Source organism: Pseudomonas sp. Marseille-QA0332 (genome assembly GCF_054950175.1).
In genome coordinates this window covers 2723928-2743757 of record NZ_CM143106.1, presented here as the reverse complement: position 1 = coordinate 2743757, position 19830 = coordinate 2723928, and the positions used below count along the sequence as shown (strand labels likewise).

At 64.8% G+C, this 19830-nt stretch carries 22 protein-coding genes; 11 read left to right on the top strand and 11 right to left on the bottom strand.

The window, feature by feature from the left end:
* Nucleotides 1-220 precede the first annotated feature (220 nt).
* A complete protein-coding gene (gene metE, locus ACY8GK_RS12735; protein WP_462401383.1) occupies nt 221-2527 on the bottom strand; it encodes a 5-methyltetrahydropteroyltriglutamate--homocysteine S-methyltransferase in 2307 nt (768 codons plus the stop codon).
* Nucleotides 2528-2790: 263 nt separating this feature from the next.
* Here metE and fabV point away from each other — a divergent pair, with 263 nt between their 5' ends.
* Nucleotides 2791-4002, top strand: a complete 1212-nt coding sequence (fabV, locus tag ACY8GK_RS12730) for an enoyl-ACP reductase FabV (RefSeq protein ID WP_462401382.1) — start codon at nt 2791-2793, stop codon at nt 4000-4002.
* A 159-nt stretch (nt 4003-4161) separates the two neighbouring features.
* Nucleotides 4162-4842, top strand: a complete 681-nt coding sequence (locus ACY8GK_RS12725) for an N-acetyltransferase (RefSeq protein ID WP_462401381.1) — start codon at nt 4162-4164, stop codon at nt 4840-4842.
* A gap of 44 nt (nt 4843-4886) precedes the next feature.
* Here ACY8GK_RS12725 and ACY8GK_RS12720 read toward each other — a convergent pair whose 3' ends face one another.
* From ACY8GK_RS12720 to folM, 3 genes are read right to left on the bottom strand one after another with little or no spacing between them, the layout of a single operon-like run.
* On the bottom strand, nt 4887-5228 hold the full coding sequence (locus ACY8GK_RS12720) for a HopJ type III effector protein (protein WP_462401380.1): 342 nt from the start codon (nt 5226-5228) through the stop codon (nt 4887-4889).
* Nucleotides 5221-5517 carry a DUF1244 domain-containing protein gene (locus ACY8GK_RS12715; protein WP_196176842.1) on the bottom strand — a complete coding sequence of 99 codons (297 nt, stop codon included), beginning with the start codon at nt 5515-5517 and terminating at the stop codon, nt 5221-5223. The genes ACY8GK_RS12720 and ACY8GK_RS12715 overlap by 8 nt, the downstream gene beginning before the upstream one ends.
* A gap of 9 nt (nt 5518-5526) precedes the next feature.
* Nucleotides 5527-6219, bottom strand: a complete 693-nt coding sequence (gene folM / locus ACY8GK_RS12710) for a dihydromonapterin reductase (RefSeq protein WP_462403020.1) — start codon at nt 6217-6219, stop codon at nt 5527-5529.
* A 176-nt stretch (nt 6220-6395) separates the two neighbouring features.
* Between folM and ACY8GK_RS12705 the strand changes: the two genes are divergently transcribed.
* Nucleotides 6396-7337 carry a MerR family transcriptional regulator gene (locus ACY8GK_RS12705; RefSeq protein WP_462401379.1) on the top strand — a complete coding sequence of 314 codons (942 nt, stop codon included), beginning with the start codon at nt 6396-6398 and terminating at the stop codon, nt 7335-7337.
* Here the strand turns inward: ACY8GK_RS12705 and ACY8GK_RS12700 are convergent.
* Together ACY8GK_RS12700 and ACY8GK_RS12695 are read right to left on the bottom strand one after the other, a co-directional pair.
* Complete coding sequence (locus ACY8GK_RS12700) at nt 7322-7936, bottom strand: PilZ domain-containing protein (protein WP_462401378.1); 615 nt, start codon at nt 7934-7936, stop codon at nt 7322-7324. The two genes, ACY8GK_RS12705 and ACY8GK_RS12700, sit on opposite strands and share 16 nt — an antisense overlap.
* A gap of 62 nt (nt 7937-7998) precedes the next feature.
* Nucleotides 7999-8436 (bottom strand): PAS domain-containing protein, encoded by a 438-nt coding sequence (locus tag ACY8GK_RS12695; protein ID WP_196176849.1) that lies wholly within the window; start codon nt 8434-8436, stop codon nt 7999-8001.
* 108 nt (nt 8437-8544) lie between these two features.
* On the opposite strand from ACY8GK_RS12695, the gene ACY8GK_RS12690 reads away from it, so the two are divergent.
* Both ACY8GK_RS12690 and ACY8GK_RS12685 read left to right on the top strand, forming a co-directional pair.
* Nucleotides 8545-9000, top strand: a complete 456-nt coding sequence (locus tag ACY8GK_RS12690) for a flavodoxin (protein ID WP_196176852.1) — start codon at nt 8545-8547, stop codon at nt 8998-9000.
* 272 nt (nt 9001-9272) lie between these two features.
* The gene (locus ACY8GK_RS12685; protein ID WP_462401377.1) at nt 9273-10190 is read left to right on the top strand and encodes an alpha/beta fold hydrolase; all 918 of its coding nucleotides are present in this window, start codon (nt 9273-9275) and stop codon (nt 10188-10190) included.
* A gap of 234 nt (nt 10191-10424) precedes the next feature.
* On the opposite strand, the gene ACY8GK_RS12680 is transcribed toward ACY8GK_RS12685, so the two are convergent.
* Entirely contained in the window at nt 10425-11207 is a 783-nt protein-coding gene (locus ACY8GK_RS12680) for an IclR family transcriptional regulator (protein ID WP_196176856.1), read from the bottom strand.
* 182 nt (nt 11208-11389) lie between these two features.
* Between ACY8GK_RS12680 and hmgA the strand changes: the two genes are divergently transcribed.
* From hmgA to maiA, 3 genes are read left to right on the top strand one after another with little or no spacing between them, the layout of a single operon-like run.
* A complete protein-coding gene (gene hmgA, locus ACY8GK_RS12675; protein WP_196176858.1) occupies nt 11390-12691 on the top strand; it encodes a homogentisate 1,2-dioxygenase in 1302 nt (433 codons plus the stop codon).
* Nucleotides 12692-12693: 2 nt separating this feature from the next.
* Nucleotides 12694-13989, top strand: coding sequence for a fumarylacetoacetase (fahA, locus tag ACY8GK_RS12670; protein ID WP_196176860.1), 1296 nt, complete (start codon nt 12694-12696; stop codon nt 13987-13989).
* Between the two features lie 11 nt (nt 13990-14000).
* On the top strand, nt 14001-14633 hold the full coding sequence (gene maiA, locus ACY8GK_RS12665) for a maleylacetoacetate isomerase (RefSeq protein WP_462401376.1): 633 nt from the start codon (nt 14001-14003) through the stop codon (nt 14631-14633).
* Between the two features lie 8 nt (nt 14634-14641).
* Here maiA and ACY8GK_RS12660 read toward each other — a convergent pair whose 3' ends face one another.
* Nucleotides 14642-15448: a SirB1 family protein gene (locus ACY8GK_RS12660; protein WP_462401375.1), complete on the bottom strand. Its 807-nt coding sequence runs from the start codon at nt 15446-15448 to the stop codon at nt 14642-14644.
* A gap of 263 nt (nt 15449-15711) precedes the next feature.
* Here ACY8GK_RS12660 and ACY8GK_RS12655 point away from each other — a divergent pair, with 263 nt between their 5' ends.
* Nucleotides 15712-16764: a Glu/Leu/Phe/Val dehydrogenase gene (locus tag ACY8GK_RS12655; RefSeq protein WP_196176866.1), complete on the top strand. Its 1053-nt coding sequence runs from the start codon at nt 15712-15714 to the stop codon at nt 16762-16764.
* A gap of 25 nt (nt 16765-16789) precedes the next feature.
* On the opposite strand, the gene ACY8GK_RS12650 is transcribed toward ACY8GK_RS12655, so the two are convergent.
* On the bottom strand, nt 16790-17053 hold the full coding sequence (locus tag ACY8GK_RS12650; RefSeq protein WP_196176868.1) for a YebG family protein: 264 nt from the start codon (nt 17051-17053) through the stop codon (nt 16790-16792).
* A gap of 244 nt (nt 17054-17297) precedes the next feature.
* Between ACY8GK_RS12650 and ACY8GK_RS12645 the strand changes: the two genes are divergently transcribed.
* Nucleotides 17298-17768 carry a phosphate-starvation-inducible PsiE family protein gene (locus tag ACY8GK_RS12645; RefSeq protein ID WP_196176870.1) on the top strand — a complete coding sequence of 157 codons (471 nt, stop codon included), beginning with the start codon at nt 17298-17300 and terminating at the stop codon, nt 17766-17768.
* A gap of 1 nt (nt 17769) precedes the next feature.
* Here ACY8GK_RS12645 and ACY8GK_RS12640 read toward each other — a convergent pair whose 3' ends face one another.
* The gene (locus ACY8GK_RS12640) at nt 17770-18069 is read right to left on the bottom strand and encodes a DUF3509 domain-containing protein (protein WP_196176872.1); all 300 of its coding nucleotides are present in this window, start codon (nt 18067-18069) and stop codon (nt 17770-17772) included.
* 141 nt (nt 18070-18210) lie between these two features.
* Nucleotides 18211-18561: an HPF/RaiA family ribosome-associated protein gene (locus tag ACY8GK_RS12635; protein ID WP_196176874.1), complete on the bottom strand. Its 351-nt coding sequence runs from the start codon at nt 18559-18561 to the stop codon at nt 18211-18213.
* A 276-nt stretch (nt 18562-18837) separates the two neighbouring features.
* On the opposite strand from ACY8GK_RS12635, the gene ACY8GK_RS12630 reads away from it, so the two are divergent.
* The gene (locus tag ACY8GK_RS12630; RefSeq protein ID WP_196176876.1) at nt 18838-19761 is read left to right on the top strand and encodes a LysR substrate-binding domain-containing protein; all 924 of its coding nucleotides are present in this window, start codon (nt 18838-18840) and stop codon (nt 19759-19761) included.
* Nucleotides 19762-19830 lie beyond the last annotated feature (69 nt).

Sequence of the window (19830 nt, the reverse complement as noted above, 5' to 3'; positions counted from 1 at the left end):
ATCCACGGCTCGGACTGATCGATGGGACTGCAAGCACGGCCAACACCGCAGGCGCGGCCGCAGTGCCACGATGGCCCGCAAAAGCGGATCCGAGCACCAGGCCACTGCCGCTGTCTCCCTCGCTGGCACGGCTCGCGCAGGAACTCCCCCTTTTGAACCTGCCAGGTCCTGAGGCCGCAACGCAGCCCCCGAACCTGCCTCAAAGAGCTACCGCCGCGACTCACCCCTCCAATTCACTCCGCAACTGCCGCGCCGCCGCCACCATGTTCACCAACGCCGCCTCGGTCTCCGGCCAGCCACGGGTCTTCAGCCCGCAATCGGGGTTGACCCACAGGCGCCGCGCCGGGATACGGCGTGCGGCCTTGCGCAGCAACTCGACCATTTCCTCCTTGGCCGGCACCCGTGGCGAATGGATGTCGTACACGCCTGGTCCGATCTCGTTCGGGTAGGCGAAGCGCTCGAAGGCTTCGAGCAGCTCCATGTCCGAGCGCGAGGTCTCGATGGTGATCACGTCGGCGTCCATCGCCGCGATCGATTCGATCACATCGTTGAATTCGCTGTAGCACATGTGGGTATGGATCTGGGTATCGTCCCGCACCCCGGATGCGCACAGCCGGAAGGCTTCGCTGGCCCATTCCAGGTAGCCGGCCCAGGCGCTCTTGCGCAGCGGCAGGCCTTCACGGAAGGCGGCTTCGTCGATCTGCACGATGCGAATGCCGGCGGCCTCCAGCTCGAGCACTTCGTCGCGAATGGCCAGGGCCAGTTGCCGGGCCTGGGCCTGGCCGCAGATGTCCTCGCGCGGGAACGACCACATCAGCATGGTCACCGGGCCGGTCAGCATGCCTTTCATGACCTTCTCGGTCAGGCCCTGGGCGTAGCGGATCCATTCCACGGTCATGGCCTTCGGACGGCTCAGGTCGCCAAGGATGATCGCCGGCTTGACGCAGCGCGAACCATAGCTCTGTACCCAGCCGAAGCGGGTGAACGCATAGCCGTCCAACTGCTCGGCGAAATACTCGACCATGTCGTTACGCTCGGCCTCGCCGTGCACCAGCACATCCAGCCCCAGGTTCTCCTGGATCTGCACGGCATGCCGGATCTCGCTCTGCATGGCCTCGACATAGTCGGCCTCGGTCAACCGGCCTTGCTTGTACGACTGGCGTGCCAGGCGGATGGAGGAGGTCTGTGGAAACGAACCGATGGTCGTGGTGGGCAACGCGGGCAGCTCGAGACGGGCGCGCTGGCGCTCGATGCGTTGCTCGAATGGCGACTGGCGCTGGCTGTCGGCAGGCCTGATCGCCGCGACCCGGGCCTGCACGGCCGGCTTGTGGATGCGTGGCGAGGCAGCGCGGCTGGCCTGTGCGGCCCGGCTGCGGGCCAGCGCGGCGGTTACTTCCTGGGCCTCGGGCTGGTCGAGCGCCAGGGTCAGTACGGCCACTTCCCGGCATTTCTGCACGGCGAACGCCAGCCAGTCCTTCACCTGCTCATCGAGCTGGTCTTCGCGAGCCAGGTCCACCGGGCTGTGCAGCAGCGAACAGGACGGCGCCACCCACAGGCGTTCGCCCAGGCGTTCGGCGGCATGACGTAGTACCTCGAGCGCCTTGTCCAGGTCGCAACGCCAGACATTGCGGCCATTGACCAGGCCGAGGGAGAGGACCTTGTAGGCCGGCAGCCGATCGAGGATGGTCGGGTACTGCTCCGGTGCGCGTACCAGGTCGATGTGCAGACCGTCCACCGGCAGGTTGGCGGCCAGGCCCAGGTTGTCCTCGAGGCCGCCGAAGTAGGTGGCGACCAGCTTCTTCAACGGCGCGCGCTGGAGAATGTTGTAGACCCGCTCGTAGGCGTTCTTCCAGTCCTGGGGCAGGTCGAGCACCAGGATCGGTTCGTCGATCTGCACCCACTCCACGCCTTGGCCAGCCAGGCGCTGGAAGATCTGGTCATATATCGGTAGCAGGCGGTCGACCAGGTCGAGCTTGTCGAAGTCGCCGCCCTTGGTCTTGCCCAGCCACAGGTAAGTCAGCGGGCCGAGCAGCACGGGTTTCACCGCGTGGCCGAGCTGATGGGCTTCGTCGACTTCCTCGAACAGTTGCTCCCAGCTCAGGGCAAACCGCTGCTGGGCAGTGAACTCCGGGACCAGGTAGTGATAGTTGGTGTCGAACCACTTGGTCATTTCCTGGGCGTGAGCATTGCCGCAGCAGCCTCGCGCGCTGCCCTGACTGGTACCGCGAGCCATGGCGAACAAGGTGTCCAGCGTCGGGCTGGCATCGCCGTGCGGGCGAAAGCGCTCGGGAATCACGCCAAAGGTCAGCGAGTGGGTCAGCACCTGGTCGTACCAGGCGAAGTCACCGGCCGGCAGCAGCTCGATGCCCGCCTGCTTCTGCGCCTGCCAGTGCGCGGCGCGCAGTTCGCGCCCGGTGGCACGCAGGCCGGCTTCGTCCAGCTCGCCCTTCCAGTAGGCTTCCAGAGCCTTCTTCAGTTCTCGATCGCGCCCGATGCGAGGAAAGCCTAGGTTGTGTGCGAAAGCCATGTAGCCAGTCTCCATGAATTGATGCGTTCATTCTGGAGAGTGGGCCTTTTTGAAACAAACTCATTGAATTTATGTTTAAAACAAATTTTCCTCATGTTGTCGGCGGAAGGCGGTTGCCTGGCCAACGGCAGGTCGTTTGGAAAGCGCAGGGGCAGCCCTTAATATGTGTCGGATGACTTGTGGGTGTAGTCTCACCCTCTGATCAAGCGGAACCGCCGCGTGCCGGACGGTTCCTGAGCCCAACACCTGACGAGGTACAGACATTGGCCATCATTCACCCTAAAGTCCGCGGTTTCATCTGCACCACGACCCATCCCAAGGGCTGCGAGCTCAACGTGCGTGACCAGATCGAAGCGACCCGCCAGCAAGGCGTGCGCGAAGACGGGCCGAAGAAGGTCCTGGTGATCGGTGCTTCCAGCGGTTACGGCCTGGCTGCGCGCATCACCGCGGCGTTCGGCTTCAAGGCCGATACCCTGGGCGTGTTCTTCGAGAAGCCGGGCACCGAGAGCAAGGCCGGGACGGCCGGCTGGTACAACGCCGCCGCGTTCGACAAGTTCGCCAAGGCCGAGGGCTTGTACAGCAAGTCGATCAATGGCGATGCCTTCTCCGACGAGGCCCGTGCCAAGGTCATCGAGCTGATCAAGAACGAAATGGGTGGCCAGGTCGACCTGGTGGTCTACTCCCTGGCATCGCCGGTGCGCAAGCTGCCGCAGACCGGCCAGGTGGTTCGCTCGGCGCTCAAGCCGATCGGCCAGCCGTACAAGTCGACTGCCATCGACACCAACAAGGACACCATCATCGAGGCGTCCATCGAGCCGGCCAGCGAGCAGGAAATCGCCGACACCGTCACCGTCATGGGGGGCCAGGACTGGCAGCTGTGGATCGATGCGCTGGCCGAGGCCGGTGTTCTGGCCCAGGGCGCGCGTACCGTCGCCTTCAGCTACATCGGCACCGAGATCACCTGGCCGATCTACTGGCATGGCGCGCTGGGCAAGGCCAAGCAGGACCTGGACGATACCGCCATGCGTCTGGACGCCAAGCTGTCCGGCGAAGTCGGCGGTGGCGCCAACGTGGCGGTGCTCAAGTCGGTGGTGACCCAGGCCAGCTCGGCCATCCCGGTGATGCCGCTGTACCTGTCGATGGTCTTCAAGGTCATGAAGGAACAGGGCCTTCACGAAGGCACCGGCGAGCAGCTCAACCGCATGTTCCGCGAGCGCATGTACCGCGCCGACGGCCAGCCGGGCGAGGTCGACGAGAAGGGCCGCCTGCGCCTGGACGACTGGGAGCTGCGTGACGACGTGCAGGACGCCTGCAAGGCCCTATGGCCGCGGGTCACCACCGAAAACCTGTTTGAGCTGACCGATTACGCGGGCTACAAGCGTGAGTTCCTGAACCTGTTCGGCTTCGAGCGCAGCGATGTCGACTACGACCAGGACGTTGCGACCGACGTGCAATTCGACTGCATTCAGCTATAAGGTTTCATTCCAGTCCCGCGCGCTTTCGAAGTGCGCGGGATTTCTTTCGATCTGAAACTATTTGAAACAAAGTATTTCCTGCAATCGCCGCGCATTCTGCCCATACCTGACCTATACCGCTATCTGGGGAGTACGTTAAACCAGCTAGGGGGACGGGATGTGGGTACGATTGCGCTGCTGCAGCGACTCAGGCGCAAGGGCCTGAAACGTTCACTGAAAACAGCTTTTGAACGGTATGTGTTCTTTCACTGGGAACTGATCTGGACGGAGCGGGACCTGAAGCTGCCGGTAGAGCAGGTCAGGCTGCGCGATCATCCGCCGCTCACTCGCCTGGACATCACCCCGGCCGAAATCCATCGTTTCGAGCGCCACTTCGGCGACCGTGTCGAGGTGATGCGAGAGTTTGCCGAGCAGGGCCACATCGGTCACATGTGGGTGGACGAGGCGGGCGATGTGGTGGGCGTGATGTGGTCCACGACCAGCGATTACCACGACAAGCACTACTATGGATGCACGTTCAAGGTGCAGCCAGGGCAATACTTCGCCCACAGCGGGGAGCTGATCCGGCGCTACTACGGCACGCGACTGTCGCACACGGCACAGGTGACGATGTGGAAGGCCATGCTCGACAAAGGCTGCACGTCGACCATCGACGTCGTCGAAAGCCACAACGTACCGGCCATGCGCCTGCACCTGCGCATGGGCTACACCGAGATGGGGCGCATCACTCATGTGTACGGGCTGTTCGGGCGCTGGCGGCTGTTCCGCGAAACCACCTACGAGGGCTCACGCCTCGAGCAGCTGTGCAGGCCCGTGCCTCGGGCCGTGCCGGCCACCTGAAGCGGCCGTGGCCCGGTCGGACCCTGGCCACGGCAAGGCTTCGCTCAGGCCAGGCGCTGCAACGGTTGGGCGGCGAACCTGACGCCGGCCAGGCCGTGGGCAATCAGGGCGCGGATGTTGGCATGGTCGCTGCCATCCGGGGTGGCCTGCACGCTGCGGTAGTGTTCACCGAACGCCAGCAGGGCTTCCTGGTCGCTCAGACCTTCGAGCAGGGCCAGGCCCAGGGTCTTGCAGGAGCCTTCGTTCTGCCCGGCGGCGTTATGCACTTGGCCATTCTCGAAGGCTTGCGGCGTGTAGCGGTAGTTGTCGGCGATGAAGGCCAGCGTGTCGGCGAACGTGTGTTCGCCGCTGGTCAGGCTGGCGCGCAAGGTGGCAAGATCAGTCACGGGGTTTTCCTTTTTCGAACGCCGCCTGCTGCTCGGCGCTGGCTTCTTTCTGGTATTGGCTTTTCCACTCGGCGTAAGGCATGCCGTACACCGCTTCGCGGGCATCGTCCAGGCTCAGGTCGAGCTGACGTTCGTCAGCGGCGGCCTTGTACCACTTGGACAGGCAATTGCGGCAGAACCCGGACAGGTTCATCAGGTCGATGTTCTGCACGTCGGTGCGCTCACGCAGGTGGGCGACCAGGCGGCGGAAGGCGGCGGCTTCGAGTTCGAGCTGTTCTTGAGGAGTCATGGGCGTCTCTCAGGCGATTCGGTTCTTCAGATGGCGGCCACCATTGATGACCACCTGGCTGCCCGTGCTGTAGCGGCTTTCGAGCAGGAACATGACCGCTTCGATCAAGGGCTCGGCTCCGGGCTCGAATTCCAGCAGGGCTTTTTTCAACGCATGTTCGCGATAGGCCTGGTCGCCGTCTTCCTTGAAGATCAGCAGGCCAGGCAGGATACCGTTGACGCGCACCCTCGGCGCGTACTTTTCGGCGAATGACAGCACCATGTTCTGCAGCGCCGCCTTGGTGGCGGCATAGCCGATGTGGCTCTTGCTGCCACGCGAGGAGGTTTCGTCGCAGATATGGATGATGTCGGCCTTGTCCACCTTGGCCAGCTGGTCGGCCAGGGCCAGGTTGAGATGATAGGGCGCCTCGACGTGCAGGCGGAACATGGTATCCAGGTTGGCCAGGCCGTCTTCGAGCCACAGCGAAGCGTTGTGGATGATTGCCCGCAAGCCTGGATACCCGGTTTGCAGGTGCTCGACCAGCGCTAGCCGGTCGGCCTCGCGGCAAAGATCGGCCTGGAACTGGATGATGTTCGGGTGCGCCGCCTCGGGGCGGATGCTGCGGCTGGCGCTGACCACCGTGTGGCCGGCCTTGGCCAGTTCGAGCGCCAGCGCCAGCCCGACCCGCTGGCTGGCTCCGGTTACGAGGATTGGGCTGTTCATGTTCTGCGCGGTCAATTCATCGGTCTTCGGCATGGGTGGGCCCAGCATACCCGAACTGCCGTACCGCGTGCGCCCCTTCGCCTGCGGGGAGCCAGGAACGTTGGCCGACGCAAGGGCGCCGCGCGACAGAATTCGTCGCGTAGACTGTAGGCCTTCCGATGCCAGACGATCGACCCATGGAATCCCAGCCCAGCACCCCTGACCTGTACATCGACGTCACCGCCGAGGGGCTTCTGCCGATTCGCGAAGTGGCCCGTCTGACCGGCGTCAACCCGGTGACCTTGCGCGCCTGGGAGCGTCGTCATGGGCTGATCGAGCCGACGCGCACCGCAAGCGGTCATCGCCTGTATACCCTCGCGGATGTGGAGGACATCCGGCGGATCCTGGGCTGGCTCGAGCGTGGCGTGGCGGTGAGCCGGGTCGGTTGCATCCTCGCGCGCGAACGCCTGGCCCGGGAAGATGCCGGCGGCACGGCAGCGCCTGGCGAGCATGCCTGGTGGCGCGCGCAGTTGCGTCAGGCAGTGCACGCCTTCGATGCGCCAGCGCTGCAGCGATTGTGTACGCAACTGACGGCCCGCCAGGCTCGCGAGCAGGTTTTCGGCCAGCTGCTGGTGCCGCTGTGGCAGGCGCTGCGCGGTGGGCAGCAGGCATTTGGCCAGACCAGCGAGTGGCTTTTTCTCGATCAGCAATTGCGGGCCTGGGCACACCAGCAACTGAGCGCGGACCATGAGCCGCAGGGGCGCCAGGTCGTGCTGGCTGGGCTCCTGGCACATTGTCCCGAGCTCGAGCTGTTGCTGGCTGGCCTGCTGCTAGGTGGGCAAGGGCTCAATGTCACGGTGCTGCCGATCGGGCAGCCGCTGGAAGAATTGCCCCTGGTGGTCGAGCGCATGGCGCCGGCAGCGCTGGTGCTGTTCTGCAACCAACCCGCCTTGCCTCGGCTGGAACGGCGTCTGCAACGCTTGGCCGGCGCGGTGGCATGCCCGCTGCTGCTGGCCGGCGAGGTCGCCGAGCAGATCGGGGACGGCCTGGCAGGCGGCGCGGTGGGGCTGCTCGGCGGCGATGGCAGGACCATGCGCCGCCGCCTGCGGCAATTCCTGAAAAGTTACAGCGAGACCTGAGTGTGCAGGTCGGGGTGGGCCTGGCGATGGGCCTGGAGGATATAGTCGCGCAAGCGCTCGATGGCCTCCTCGGAGCTGCTGCTCAGGTCGTAGGCGGCCAGCCTGGCATGGATACGCCGACGTAGCACGCCGCTCAGGTCGATCGGCAGGCCCGTGCCGGGGGCGAAGCGCAGGTCGAAGCGGGCAGGCGCTTGTGGCAGGTCACGCACTTCCAGCAGCGCGCCCTTGAGCGAGATGTCCCGCACAAACAGCCCGCTGCGCTTGCCTTGTGCGTCGAGCAGGGGCAGCGGCGTGGCCAGGGCCAGACGCCACGGACGCAGCCTTGGCCCATCTTCGTAGATGTCCGGCGCGCCCAGTTGTAGGTGCAGGGAGTGGGATTCATCCTCGACCAGCTGCAGCGGAAAGCTGATCTGCTGGTTGTTGAAATGCGCCTGCAGGGTGACTTGCTCGTTGGCCACCAGGCGGGTGAGCAAGTCCTTGAGCCGGCGATCGCCGTTGACCTGCAAACCTGACGTGGATGCCTGGTCGAGCGGCGAAACCTGCTGCATGTCCAGGATGAAATCCAGTTCATCCTTGGTAAGAAGAGCGTCTGCTTGCATGTCCGAACTCGAAGGTTGCAATCGTGCGACTCCACGGATGGACCGTGGCGACGGTGCTTGGTTCAAAGGCGGTGGAGGTTTTCCAGCTCGTCCAGCCGGTTCCTCAGCTGGGCAAGCTCGCGCTCCAGTTCCACCTGGCGACTCACATCCTTTTGCACGCCAATGTAGTAGAGACGCTGATCTGTCTCGTCACGCACGGGGGTGATCGACAGTTCGTTCCAGAAGGCGCTGCCGTCCTTGCGGTAGTTGCGCATGATCTCCCGGCAGGGCTGGCCCTCGGCCATGGCCTTGCGGATCCGCAGGCGCGCCAGTTGATCGCGATCGTTGCCCTGCAGGAAACGGCAGTCCTGATAGAGGATCTCGCTGGCGGCGAAGCCGGTCAGGCGCTCGAACGCCGCGTTCACATAGATCAGGATGGTGTCGTCACCTTCCTGTTCGGCGATCACGATGCCGTCGTTGGAGGCATCGACCATGGCGTGCAGCAACTGAGCGTCGATCATGTTCGATGGGAGCGTGCCTTGCTGGGAAAATCGCCGCGCAAAAGCGGCCTATTGCTACTGTCGGATGCTAGTATCCTACTTTTTCACTCTGTTTCGGAATCCTTCCCGATGAAAGTCGCCATTATTTCCGGCACGGTCTACGGCACCGCCGAAGACGTCGCCCGTCACGCCAGGACACTGCTCGAAGCGGCCGGCTTCGAAGCCTGGCACTCGCCCCGGAGCACCCTGCAGGAAATCCTCGACTTTGCCCCCGATGCGTTGCTGGTGGTGACCGCCACCACCGGCATGGGCGAGTTGCCGGATGACTTCGCGTCGCTGTTCGACAGCATTCGTGACGCTCTGCCAGGCCAGTGGCGCGGGCTGCCTGGCGCGGTCATCGGCCTGGGCGACTCCAGCTACGGCGATACCTATTGCGGTGGCGGCGAGCAGGTTCGCGAGCTTTATGCCGAGCTGGGCGTGCGCGAAATCGTGCCCATGCTGCGCCTGGATGCCAGCGAGACGGTCGACCAGGAGACCGATGCCGAACCTTGGCTACAGCAGTTCATGGCGGCGCTTGGGCACTAGCCCGCCGTCGGGGAAACGGCGCGTGCGGCCGATTCATGCGCTCGGCGAGCCGTATCGCTGGCACCTGGCCGCATGAAGGCAGACGACCGTTCGGGCCACTGACCCAGCAAGTCATCAAGCTGGCTGCCAACGCAACTTCCGTCGTGCCTGGCTGTGTCTAGACTGAGTCGCTACACAGAGCACACGAATGTGCCGAAGGAGCCTGCAATGACCGCAACCGTGAGCATTTACCCCACCCCCACCTCCAGTCCCACCCTCGCGAGACTCGTCTGATGCCATTGGCCGAAATCCCATTGAGCGTCTGGCGTACCCGGGGCGCGAACTTCACCTTCCGAGGCCAGAACGTACGTTACTGGACAGCGGGGCAGGGCGAGCCCCTGCTGTTGCTGCACGGCTTCCCCACCGCCAGCTGGGACTGGCACTACTTGTGGGCGCCGCTTGCCCAGCGTTTTCGCCTGGTCGCCTGCGACATGCTCGGCTTCGGCGACTCGGCCAAGCCACTGGATCATCACTACAGCCTGCTGGAGCAGGCCGACCTGCAGCAGGCGTTGCTCGACCACCTGCGCATCACCCAGCCGGTCCACGTGCTGGCCCATGACTACGGTGGCAGCGTCGCCCAGGAACTGTTGGCGCGACACGCCGAGCAGCGCGCCAGCCTCGCCAGCTGCGTGTTCCTCAACAGTGGCTTGTTCCCCGAAGTGTCCCGCCTGCTGCTGGTCCAGAAGCTGCTGCTCAGCCCGCTGGGCTGGCTGGTTGCCCGTTCGTTCGGTCGTGACGACCTGGTCCGCAGCGTGATCCGCATCCATGGTCCACGCACCAAACCCAGCGAGAGCGCGCTGGACGACTACTGGAGCCTGATGCTGTCCAATCGTGGCACCCGAGTACTGCACAAGCTGGCTGGCTATCTGCTCGAGCGCCGTAGCCAGCGGGCGCGCTGGGTTGGCGCATTGCGCAACAGCGAGGTGCCGTTGCGGCTGATCAATGGCGTGGTCGACCCGATCTCGGGCGCGCACATGGTCGAACGTTACCAGCAGCTGGTGGCCGAGCCGGATGTGGTGGTACTCCAGGGCATCGGCCACTATCCGCATACCGAAGCTCCGGTGCAGGTGCTCAGGCACTACCTGGCGTTCCGTGAACAGCTGTTGTCGAGCGTGGCGTCACCGCTCGCCTGGTCCGAAGCGCGGGCATAAAAAAGCCGCTGCCCAGGCAGCGGCCAATCAAGACGTCAGATCAAGGAGCTTCAAAATCCGCGTCGGAGCACTGCCGATGCGCAAGCTGGGGGAAAATGCCTTGCGCGTCAGCAATAGGGCCAGCATAAGCGTCTGAGCAGCAAGGAAAAACCGTCCCCACTGACATTCACTTTTGCACAGCGGGTAACAGTCGACCGCGCAGACCTTTCGGCCCTACAGGCAACAGCGTGCCAATCAGGGAAGCGGCTGATGGCCCATGCGCCAGCTGGCGGCCTGCGTCGCGGCCAGCAGCCGGCGCGCAGCGGGGCCGTCCTCGTCGGCGTGGAACATCGAGGTCGGGCCGACCACGGTCATGACCGCGGCGACCTGGCCAAGCGCGTTGAAGATCGGCGCGGACAATGCATCGACGCCTGGCAACAGCAGGCCATGGACATGATGCAAGCCGCGCTGTCGGATCCCGGCCAGCAGGCTCTGGTAATGCTCCGGCGCCTGGCCGAGGACCGCCAGTTCACGATCGCGCAGCTCGACCGTCTCGCGTTCGGGCAGGTAGGCGGCGAACACCAGCCCGGTGGACGAGGACAACAGCGGTAGCACCGAGCCGATCTGCGTGACCACGGTCACCGCGCGAACGGCCGGCTCGATGTTCACCACCGTCGCGCCCTGGTTGCCCCAGACCGCGAGGAAGCAGCTCTCGTTGAGCGCGTCACGCAATTGCGAAAGCGGCAGCGCGGCGACCTTGAGCACATCGATGCTGCCCAGCGCGGCCAACCCCACCCGCAAGGCCTCGCGCCCCAGTCCATAGTGGTTGGTGGCGACATCCTGCTCGGCGAAACCACTGGCGATCAGCGCTTGCAGGTAACGGTGGACCTTGCTGGCCGGCATGCCGACATGCTCGGCCAGGCGCGAGAGCGAGGTGGACGGCGCCAGCTGGGCCAGGGCCTTGAGAATATCGGTGCCGACCTCCGCCGAACGGACCTTTTGCCTGGCGTTTTCTACGGCGGGACTGGCTTTGGCCATGACCTTGGACATCCTGTGAAGCGGGAAAGGGCGTCTTTATAGCTTGACGGTTGGCAGTCGGCAAATTACGTTATTCGTAATTTGGTTACGATAAAAACAACAGGCACTGTCGTCGCAGGCCCAGCGCAGCTGCTTGGCCTTCGCCGCATGGCCATCGAGGCTGCCAAAGCCGGGAGGCAGGGATGAACCACGCATCGTGCGCCGAAACCCGCTACCAGAGTGGATTCGGCAACGAGTTTGCCAGCGAGGCCCTGCCGGGCGCCTTGCCGGTAGGGCGCAACTCGCCCCAGAAAGCCCCTTATGGCCTGTATGCCGAGCAGCTGTCCGGCACGGCTTTCACCGTGCCGCGCAGCGAACTGCGGCGTACCTGGCTCTATCGCATTCGCCCGTCCGCCTTGCACCCGCGGTTCGAGCGGCTCGAGCAGCAGCCCATGGCCGGTCCATTGGGCGCGATTTCACCGAACCGGCTGCGTTGGGATCCGCAGCCCATCCCCGAGGTGCCTACCGATTTCATCGAGGGCTGGCTACCGATGGCCGCCACGGCGCTGCCGGAGCAGTCCGATGGCGTGAGCGTGTACGTCTACCGCGCCAACCGCTCCATGGACCGGGTGTTCTACGATGCCGACGGCGAGCTGTTGCTGGTGCCGGAGCTGGGCCGCCTGCGCATCGTCACCGAACTGGGGGTGCTCGAGGTGCAACCGCTGGAAATCGCCGTGTTGCCACGCGGCATGAAGTTCCGCGTCGAGTTGCTCGACGCACAGGCGCGTGGCTATATCGCGGAAAACCACGGCGCGCCGTTGCGCCTGCCGGACCTGGGGCCGATCGGCAGCAATGGCCTGGCCAATCCGCGCGACTTCCTGGCGCCAGTGGCCTGCTACGAAGAGCGCGACGAGCCAGTGCAACTGGTGCAAAAGTTCCTCGGCGAGCTGTGGGCCTGCGAGCTGCCCCATTCGCCGCTGGACGTGGTGGCCTGGCATGGCAGCAACGTGCCCTGCAAGTACGACCTGCAGCGTTTCAACACCCTCGGCACCGTGAGCTACGATCATCCCGACCCGTCCATCTTCACCGTGTTGACCTCCCCGGGCAGCAGGTCTGGCATGGCCAACATGGATTTCGTGATCTTCCCGCCGCGCTGGATGGTCGCCGAGGATACCTTCCGTCCACCCTGGTTCCACCGCAACCTGATGAACGAGTTCATGGGGCTCATTCAGGGTGCCTACGACGCCAAGGCCGAAGGGTTCCTGCCGGGCGGGGCCTCGCTGCATCCGTGCATGAGCGCCCATGGCCCCGACGCCGAGACCTGCGCCAGGGCCATCGAGGCGCGCCTGCAGCCGCAGCGGATCGAGGCCAGCATGGCCTTCATGTTCGAGACCAGCCAGGTACTGCGGCCGAGCCATGCGGCCTACGGCAGCGTGCAATTGCAACCGGACTACGACGCTTGCTGGGCGACCTTGCCGAGCACCTTCAACCCACAGCGGAGATGAGCATGAGCCAGACCGATTTCCCTCGCAGCTGGGTCGCGCACGCCAACGGGCATGGCGACTTCCCGCTGCAGAACCTGCCCTTGGGCATCTTCAGCCGGCCGGGCGAAGTGGCCCGCTGTGGCGTGGCCATCGGCGAGGCCATTCTTGACCTGGAAGCCGTGCTGGCCAGCGGCCTGCTGGCCGGGCCGGCCAAGGTCGCCGCCGAAGCGACCCGCGGCGGGGCGCTCAATGACTTCTTCGCCTTGGACGCTGGCAGCCGGCGAGCCTTGCGCGAACGCTTGCTGGAACTGCTCGGCGAGCACAGCGAGCACCAGGCTTGCCTGCAGATGGCGCTGTATCCGGCGGCCGAATGCCAGATGCACTTGCCGGCGCGGGTCGGCGACTACACCGATTTCTACGTGGGCATCGAACATGCCACCAATGTCGGCAAGCTGTTCCGTCCGGACAATCCGTTGCTGCCCAACTACAAGCATGTGCCCATCGGCTATCACGGCCGTGCCTCGACCTTGCGGCCGTCCGGCACTCCGGTGCGCCGGCCCAAGGGGCAGACGCTTGCGCCTGGGCAGGATGGGCCGAGTTTCGGGCCTTGCGCCAGGCTCGACTTCGAGCTGGAGCTGGGCATCTGGATCGGGCCGGGCAACGCGCTTGGCGAGCCTATCGCCATCGCCGATGCCGGGCAGCATGTGGCCGGGCTGTGCCTGCTCAACGACTGGTCGGCACGGGACATCCAGGCCTGGGAGTACCAGCCGCTGGGACCGTTCCTGTCCAAGAGCTTCCTGACCAGTCTGTCGCCGTGGGTCATCACCGCCGAGGCCCTGGCGCCGTTCCGCTGCGCCCAGCCGGCGCGCCCCGAAGGCGATCCGCGGCCGCTACCCTACCTGTTCGACAGCGCCGACCAGGCCCAGGGAGCCTTCGACATCGAACTGGAGGTACTGCTGCTCACCGAGCGCACGCGCCAGCTGGGCCTGCCGGCGCATTGCTTGACCGTGAGCCATGCCGCTTCGAGCATGTACTGGACCGTGGCGCAGATGATCGCCCATCACACCGGCAATGGCTGCCAGTTGCAGCCGGGCGATCTGTTCGGCTCCGGGACGCTCTCTGGTCGCGAGGTTGGCTCGTTCGGCAGCCTGCTCGAGATCACCCAGGGCGGCAAGTTGCCGGTCGAGCTCGACAGCGGCGAGGAGCGCTGGTTTCTCCAGGACGGCGACGAGATCATCCTGCGCGCCCGCTGCAAGCGCGATGGCGTGCCCAGCATCGGGTTCGGCGAATGCCGTGGCAAGATCATCCCCGCCGACTGAAGGGGCAAGGCATGCAGCTCCATACCTACTACCGCTCCACTTCGGCCTATCGGGTGCGGATCGCCCTGGCGCTCAAGGGGCTGGACTACCAGGCGGTGCCGGTCAACCTGCTCAAGGGCGAGCAGCACGAGCCCCGTTACCTGGCCATCGACCCGCAAGGCCGCGTGCCGGCCCTGCGCCTGGATGACGGCACGGTATTGTTGCAGTCGCCAGCCATCATCGAGTACCTGGAGGAGGCCTGGCCGCAGCCTGCACTACTGCCCACCACGCCCGAGGCGCGAGCCCGGGCCCGGAGCATCGCCGCCCTGATCGGTTGTGATATCCACCCTCTGCACAACGTCAGCGTGGCCCATCGCCTGCGTCTCCTGGGGCATGACGAACAGCAGGTCCAGGCCTGGAATGCCCACTGGATAGAACAGGGCCTGGCAGCGATCGAACGACTGATCGGCGACAGCGGCTACTGCCTGGGGGACGAGCCGGGCCTGGCCGACATCTTTCTCATCCCCCAGCTATATGCCGCCGAACGCTTCGCCGTCGGGCTCGATGCCTGGCCACGAATCAGACGCGTGGCCGCGCTGGCTGCCCAGCATCCGGCCTTCATCGGCGCCCATCCCGTCCGGCAGGTCGACACACCGGCCCAGTAAGCATCGGCTCAGTGAATCGAGCGCCTGGCCGTGGGCAATTGGCCGAGTCGCTCGCCCAAGCGCAGGCGTTGCAGCGGATCCTCGCTCAGCAGCAGCGCATGCTCGATATCGAATCGCTCGGCCTGCGGGCAGTCCAGGCGCCGGTAGAGCGCGGCGCGGGCCAGGTAGTCGCCGACCGTCACCGGGCCGAGCTGCATGACCCGCTCGGCATCCACCAGGGCTGCCAGGTCGTTGTCATTACTGGTGTGCAGTTGGCGCAGGTTGCGTGACAGACGTTGCATCATCTGTCGTGGGCTGGCGCTGCACAGGTGTTCGGCATCGAGTGCCATTTGCGGGCCGAACTGGCGGCCCAGCAGCTCGCGACAGTCGGAAGGGTACAGGCGCCGTCCTGCGCAAGGGTCGAGCAGATGATCGGCGCCGGGTGTGCGCAGCAGGAAATGGCCGGGAAAGTTCACGCCCTCGAGCGGAATCGACAGCCGTCGCGCCAGCTCCAGGGCCAGAATCGCCAGCGTCAGCGGCTGGCCGCGACGACGTACCAGCACTTTGTCGAGCATGGCCGCCTGAGGACGCAACGGATGGTATTCATCCTGCTGGAACCCCAGGGCGGTGAGCTGGCGCAGCAAGGGTTGGGCCAGCTCGCCAAGCGGCAGCAGCGGCAACTGGACGCTGATTTCGCGTTGCAATGCCTGCATCTGGACCAGGCAGGCGGCAGGATCGACGCCGCGATCATGTTCGGCGGCGATCCACAGGGCCGCTTCCAGCAGATCGGCAGGCTCGCGCTCCAGGCAGGCCAGGCAGGTTTTGCGTGGGTCCATGGCTTGTCTCCCAGGCCTTGTACGAACAGCGCTGAACGTCGAACGTGTAGCGTTGGAACAGGCCCGGAATGCGTATCCACAACCCATCAACCACGCTCGCTCAACCGCTTTCGCCTCGTCCGATCGAGGCTCGACGACTGTTCGTACCCATCCTAATGTTTAACTTGTAGCCGCGCCCACGGTGTTCGTCCAGTGATCCGCCGCGCAGGCGAGCTGCATCGAGCTGCCTATACTGTGGTGAGCGCCTCGCCGAGGAGCCGTCGATGTTCGCGCCCATGCAAAGCACTCGCACGCAGTCGCTGCACCTGTGTGTCGACCCCGTCACCGGGCTCAAGGCCGTGATTGCCATCCACAGCGAACAGCTGGGCCCGGCCTTGGGCGGGTGCCGCTACCTGGCCTACGCCGACGACGAAAGCGCGATGATCGATGCCCTCCGTCTGGCCCAGGGCATGAGCTACAAGGCCGCGCTGGCGGGCCTGCCCGTGGGGGGCGGCGAGGCTGTGATCAAGCGCAATCCACACGTCGAAAGCCGGGCCGCCTTGTTCGAGGCATTCGGACGTTTCGTCGAATGTTTGCAGGGGCGATTCATCTGCGCCGTGGACAGCGGCACCTCGATGCTGGACATGGACTGCGTCGCCCGGAGCACGGCCTATGTCAGCAGCACCACGGCGTGCGGCGACCCCTCGCCGCATGCGGCCATGGGTGTATTCGCCGGAATTCGTGCCACTTCCATGGCGCGCCTGGGCAGCGACAACCTGGAGGGATTGCGTGTCGCGGTGCAGGGGTTGGGCAATATCGGCTACGCACTGGCCGAGCAGCTGCACGCGGCCGGCGCCGAGTTGCTGGTCAGTGATCATGACCAGGGTCGGGTGCAGCTGGCCATGGAGCAGCTCGATGCGCACCCCGTGGCCAACGAGGCGCTGGTCAGTACGCCGTGCGACATCTTCGCACCCTGCGGTGTCGGCCCCGTGCTCACCGGCCAGAGCGCCATGCAGCTGCGCTGTGCCGCCGTGGCCGGGGGCGCCAACAACCAGCTGACGACCTTGCAGGTCGCCGACCAGCTGGAAAAGCGCGGCATCCTCTATGCCCCGGACCTTGTGATCAATGCCGGAGGGCTGATCCACGTGGCGCTCAGCCACCGTGGCGAAAGCCTCGCAACCATCACTGCGCACCTGGCGCGTATCCCGTCGCGCCTGACCGAAGTGTTCGCCCATGCGCAGGCCGAAAAACGCTCGCCAGCCCGAGTGGCCCAGTCACTGGCCGAGCGGCTGTTGTACGCGGCGGACACAACCGGGGCGCCGCAGCGGCCGCGTTAAGGGCAAGCCGCGGCCCCGGCGAAGGTCACTCCAGCTTGCCGTTTTCGAGCAGCTCGGCCAGTGCATCGGGCTGGCTCTTGAACGCCCGGGCGAACACGTCGCGGTTCTTCGCCATGTAGATCCCTGCTTCTTCGACCTGCTGTTCGCTCAGCGACGGTACTGCCTTTTGCAGCACCTCGGCCAGGCGCTCGGCCAGTTCGAGCATCTTGTCGTGACGGTCTGCCTCGGCCTTATCCATGAACAAGCGCTCCGGATCGCGACTGCTGCGGTATACCACTTCGACGGCCATTCATCACCTCTGTGCCTTTTTTTGCTGTGTGTAGATTGCTGTATCTATATACAGTATTCCCGATTCGCGCCCCGTCTGCAACCGCAGCGTTACCCGACGGTCGTGACAGCTTCATGCGCCTACCGGGCAAGTGCCTTGCGGCAATCGGTCGCCTTCTCATGCAGGGGCCTGGCCCTTTTACTGCATGGCCAAAATGTCACATCGGTGACGCACCATTCTTGCTGTCGTATCGGGAACGCACATCGTGAACATCAAATGGGCTGAAAAACTGCGCGCGAGCCTGCACGGCTCCGCCGACTCGCTGGGCAATCTCTGCGTCGAGTCCTTCCACTACCTGGCGTTGTTCGGCATCGGCGGGGTGACGGCCTGGGCCGCCTTGATGAGCTTCCTGGACATGCTCGGCAAGGGTGGGGTGAGCGTGGACGACATCCTGCTGCTGTTCATCTACCTGGAGTTGGGAGCCATGGTAGGGATCTACTTCAAGACCAACCACATGCCCATTCGCTTCCTGCTCTATGTGGCGATAACGGCGCTGACCCGCCTGCTGATCGGCGACGTCTCGCACCACAAGGCCCCGGACGTGGGCCTGTTGTACCTGTGTGGCGGTATCCTGCTGCTGGCGTTTTCCATCCTGGTGGTGCGCTACGCGTCGTATCGCTATCCCTCGACCCGGGTGCTCGATGCCAATGGCAAGGATATGGACGACGGCAAGTAGCTCAGCCGGGCACGCCGGCCTGTGACGCCTGGCTGGCTTGGCGCCGGTCGTGGCCCAGGCTGGCCAGGACCTCCAGCGTGTTCTGGCCCTGTTCGATGGCCAGACCCAGGCGGATGCTGTCGATCAGCCGACGCAGGTGCCTGGGGTCGTTGCGTTGTTCGCGGGTGATCAGGCGCTTGGCGGCGATACCGCTGTCGTCGGACAGGGTCAGCATGATGCTGCCGTCCAGGCGCTCGATGCTCAGGTTGACTCGATAACGCGGGGCGAAGGCGTCGCTGATCAGGTCGAAGGGATTGTTCATGATGCCGGTTCTGCGCAAAGGGGCTTGCAAGGGTGGACCGGGACGTGCGGCGGTTGGTTCAGTCGGTACCACCGTACAGGCGATCCGTGGCCGGCGGCTCGAACGCAAACGCCCGGCGCGATGCGCCGGGCGCTTTGTCGGTCATGCTTCTGGATCGACGACCTGCTCGGGTACCGCGCGCTTGCTGCGCAGCTTGCCGTACAAGTGCTCGAGCGCATTGTGCAGTTTGTCCGCGGCGCCTTCGACGGCCTGGTCGAGCGATGGCGCGGTATGGGTCACGGAAATCGGCTGGTGCCCCTTGGGGCGAGCTTCCAGCTGGCAGCGCTTGTCATCCGGGCCGGACTTTGAGCCGTTCTCGTCGCTCAAGTGGACTTCGATGCGGGTAAGGTCTTCGTCATAGCGATCGAGCGCGCTTTCCAGGGTACTGGTCACCCATTCGTTGAGTCGGATGTTGCCTTCGATCTGGTTGCTGCTGTTTACCTGGATCTGCATGATTCAATCCTTATTCAGCTGGCTCGCAAGAGGCTTGCCCAGGCCGTGGAGGCCATGGGATCCGATTGCCTCTTGACTCTAAGGTCAGGCAAACGCAGGGCAAATTCAACCCCTGGGGCAAGTTAAATTTCCTGTTGCATATGACGCTGGCCGATCGTCGAACGGCCGGCCTGAAAGCCGAACTTGCGGCGCAATCGCGGGTATGTCCGGCCGACGCTTGCATCGCCTGGCGCAACCGGCCGACACTGTCACGGACTTTCGCCACAGGCCTGATATGTGAAAACCCGTTCCGATGAATTGCAGGTGTTCGTCTCGGTCATCGACAGCGGTTCGATTTCCGCGGCCGCCGAACACCTGGGGCAGACGCCGTCGGCGGTCAGTCGCAGCTTGTCGCGCCTGGAAACCAAGCTCGGCACCACCTTGGTCAATCGCACTACCCGACGCATGGAGCTGACCGAGGAGGGCCGCTTCTTCGTCGAGCGGGCTAGGTCGATCCTGGCGCAGATGGACGACATGGAAGAGCACCTGTCGCTTCATCGCCAGACCCCGGCGGGGCGCCTGCGCATCAATGCCGCCGCGCCTTTCATGCTGCATGCGATCCTGCCGTGGATCGGCGAGTTCCGCCAGCGCTACCCGGCCATCGACCTGGAGCTGGACACCGACGACCTGATCATCGACCTGCTGGAACAGCGTACCGACGTCGCCATCCGTATCGGCGAGCTGGCCGACTCGAGCCTGCACGCGCGCTCGCTGGGTTGCAGCCCGCTGCAGGTGCTCGCCAGCCCGGCGTACCTGGCGCGCCATGGCGTGCCGGAGCGGGTCGAGCAATTGCAGGCGCATTGCCTGCTCGGCTTCAGTCGCCCGGAACTGCTCAACCAGTGGCCGCTGCGGCATGCCGATGGCGACCGCTGGACGATCAGGCCGAGCCTGCTGGCCTCCAGCGGCGAAACCTTGCGCCAGCTGGCGCTGGCCGGGGAGGGCATCGCCTGCCTGTCGCACTTCATGACTCACGAAGACATCCGCGCCGGGCGCCTGCAGGTCATCCTCGCCCATGCCAACAGTGGCTATCGTCAGCCGATTCACGCGGTGTACTACCGCAATACCCAGCTGGCCTTGCGCATCCGCTGCTTCCTGGACTTCATCCAGCACAAGCTTGCGGTCTATGCCTGCTTGCCGGCGGGCGACACGCCTGCCGCTTAGCCGACCAGCCGCTGTACGAAATTTGCCGATTCGGCCGCCCTCGGCCTTTAATGAAGGTTCGACTAGAAC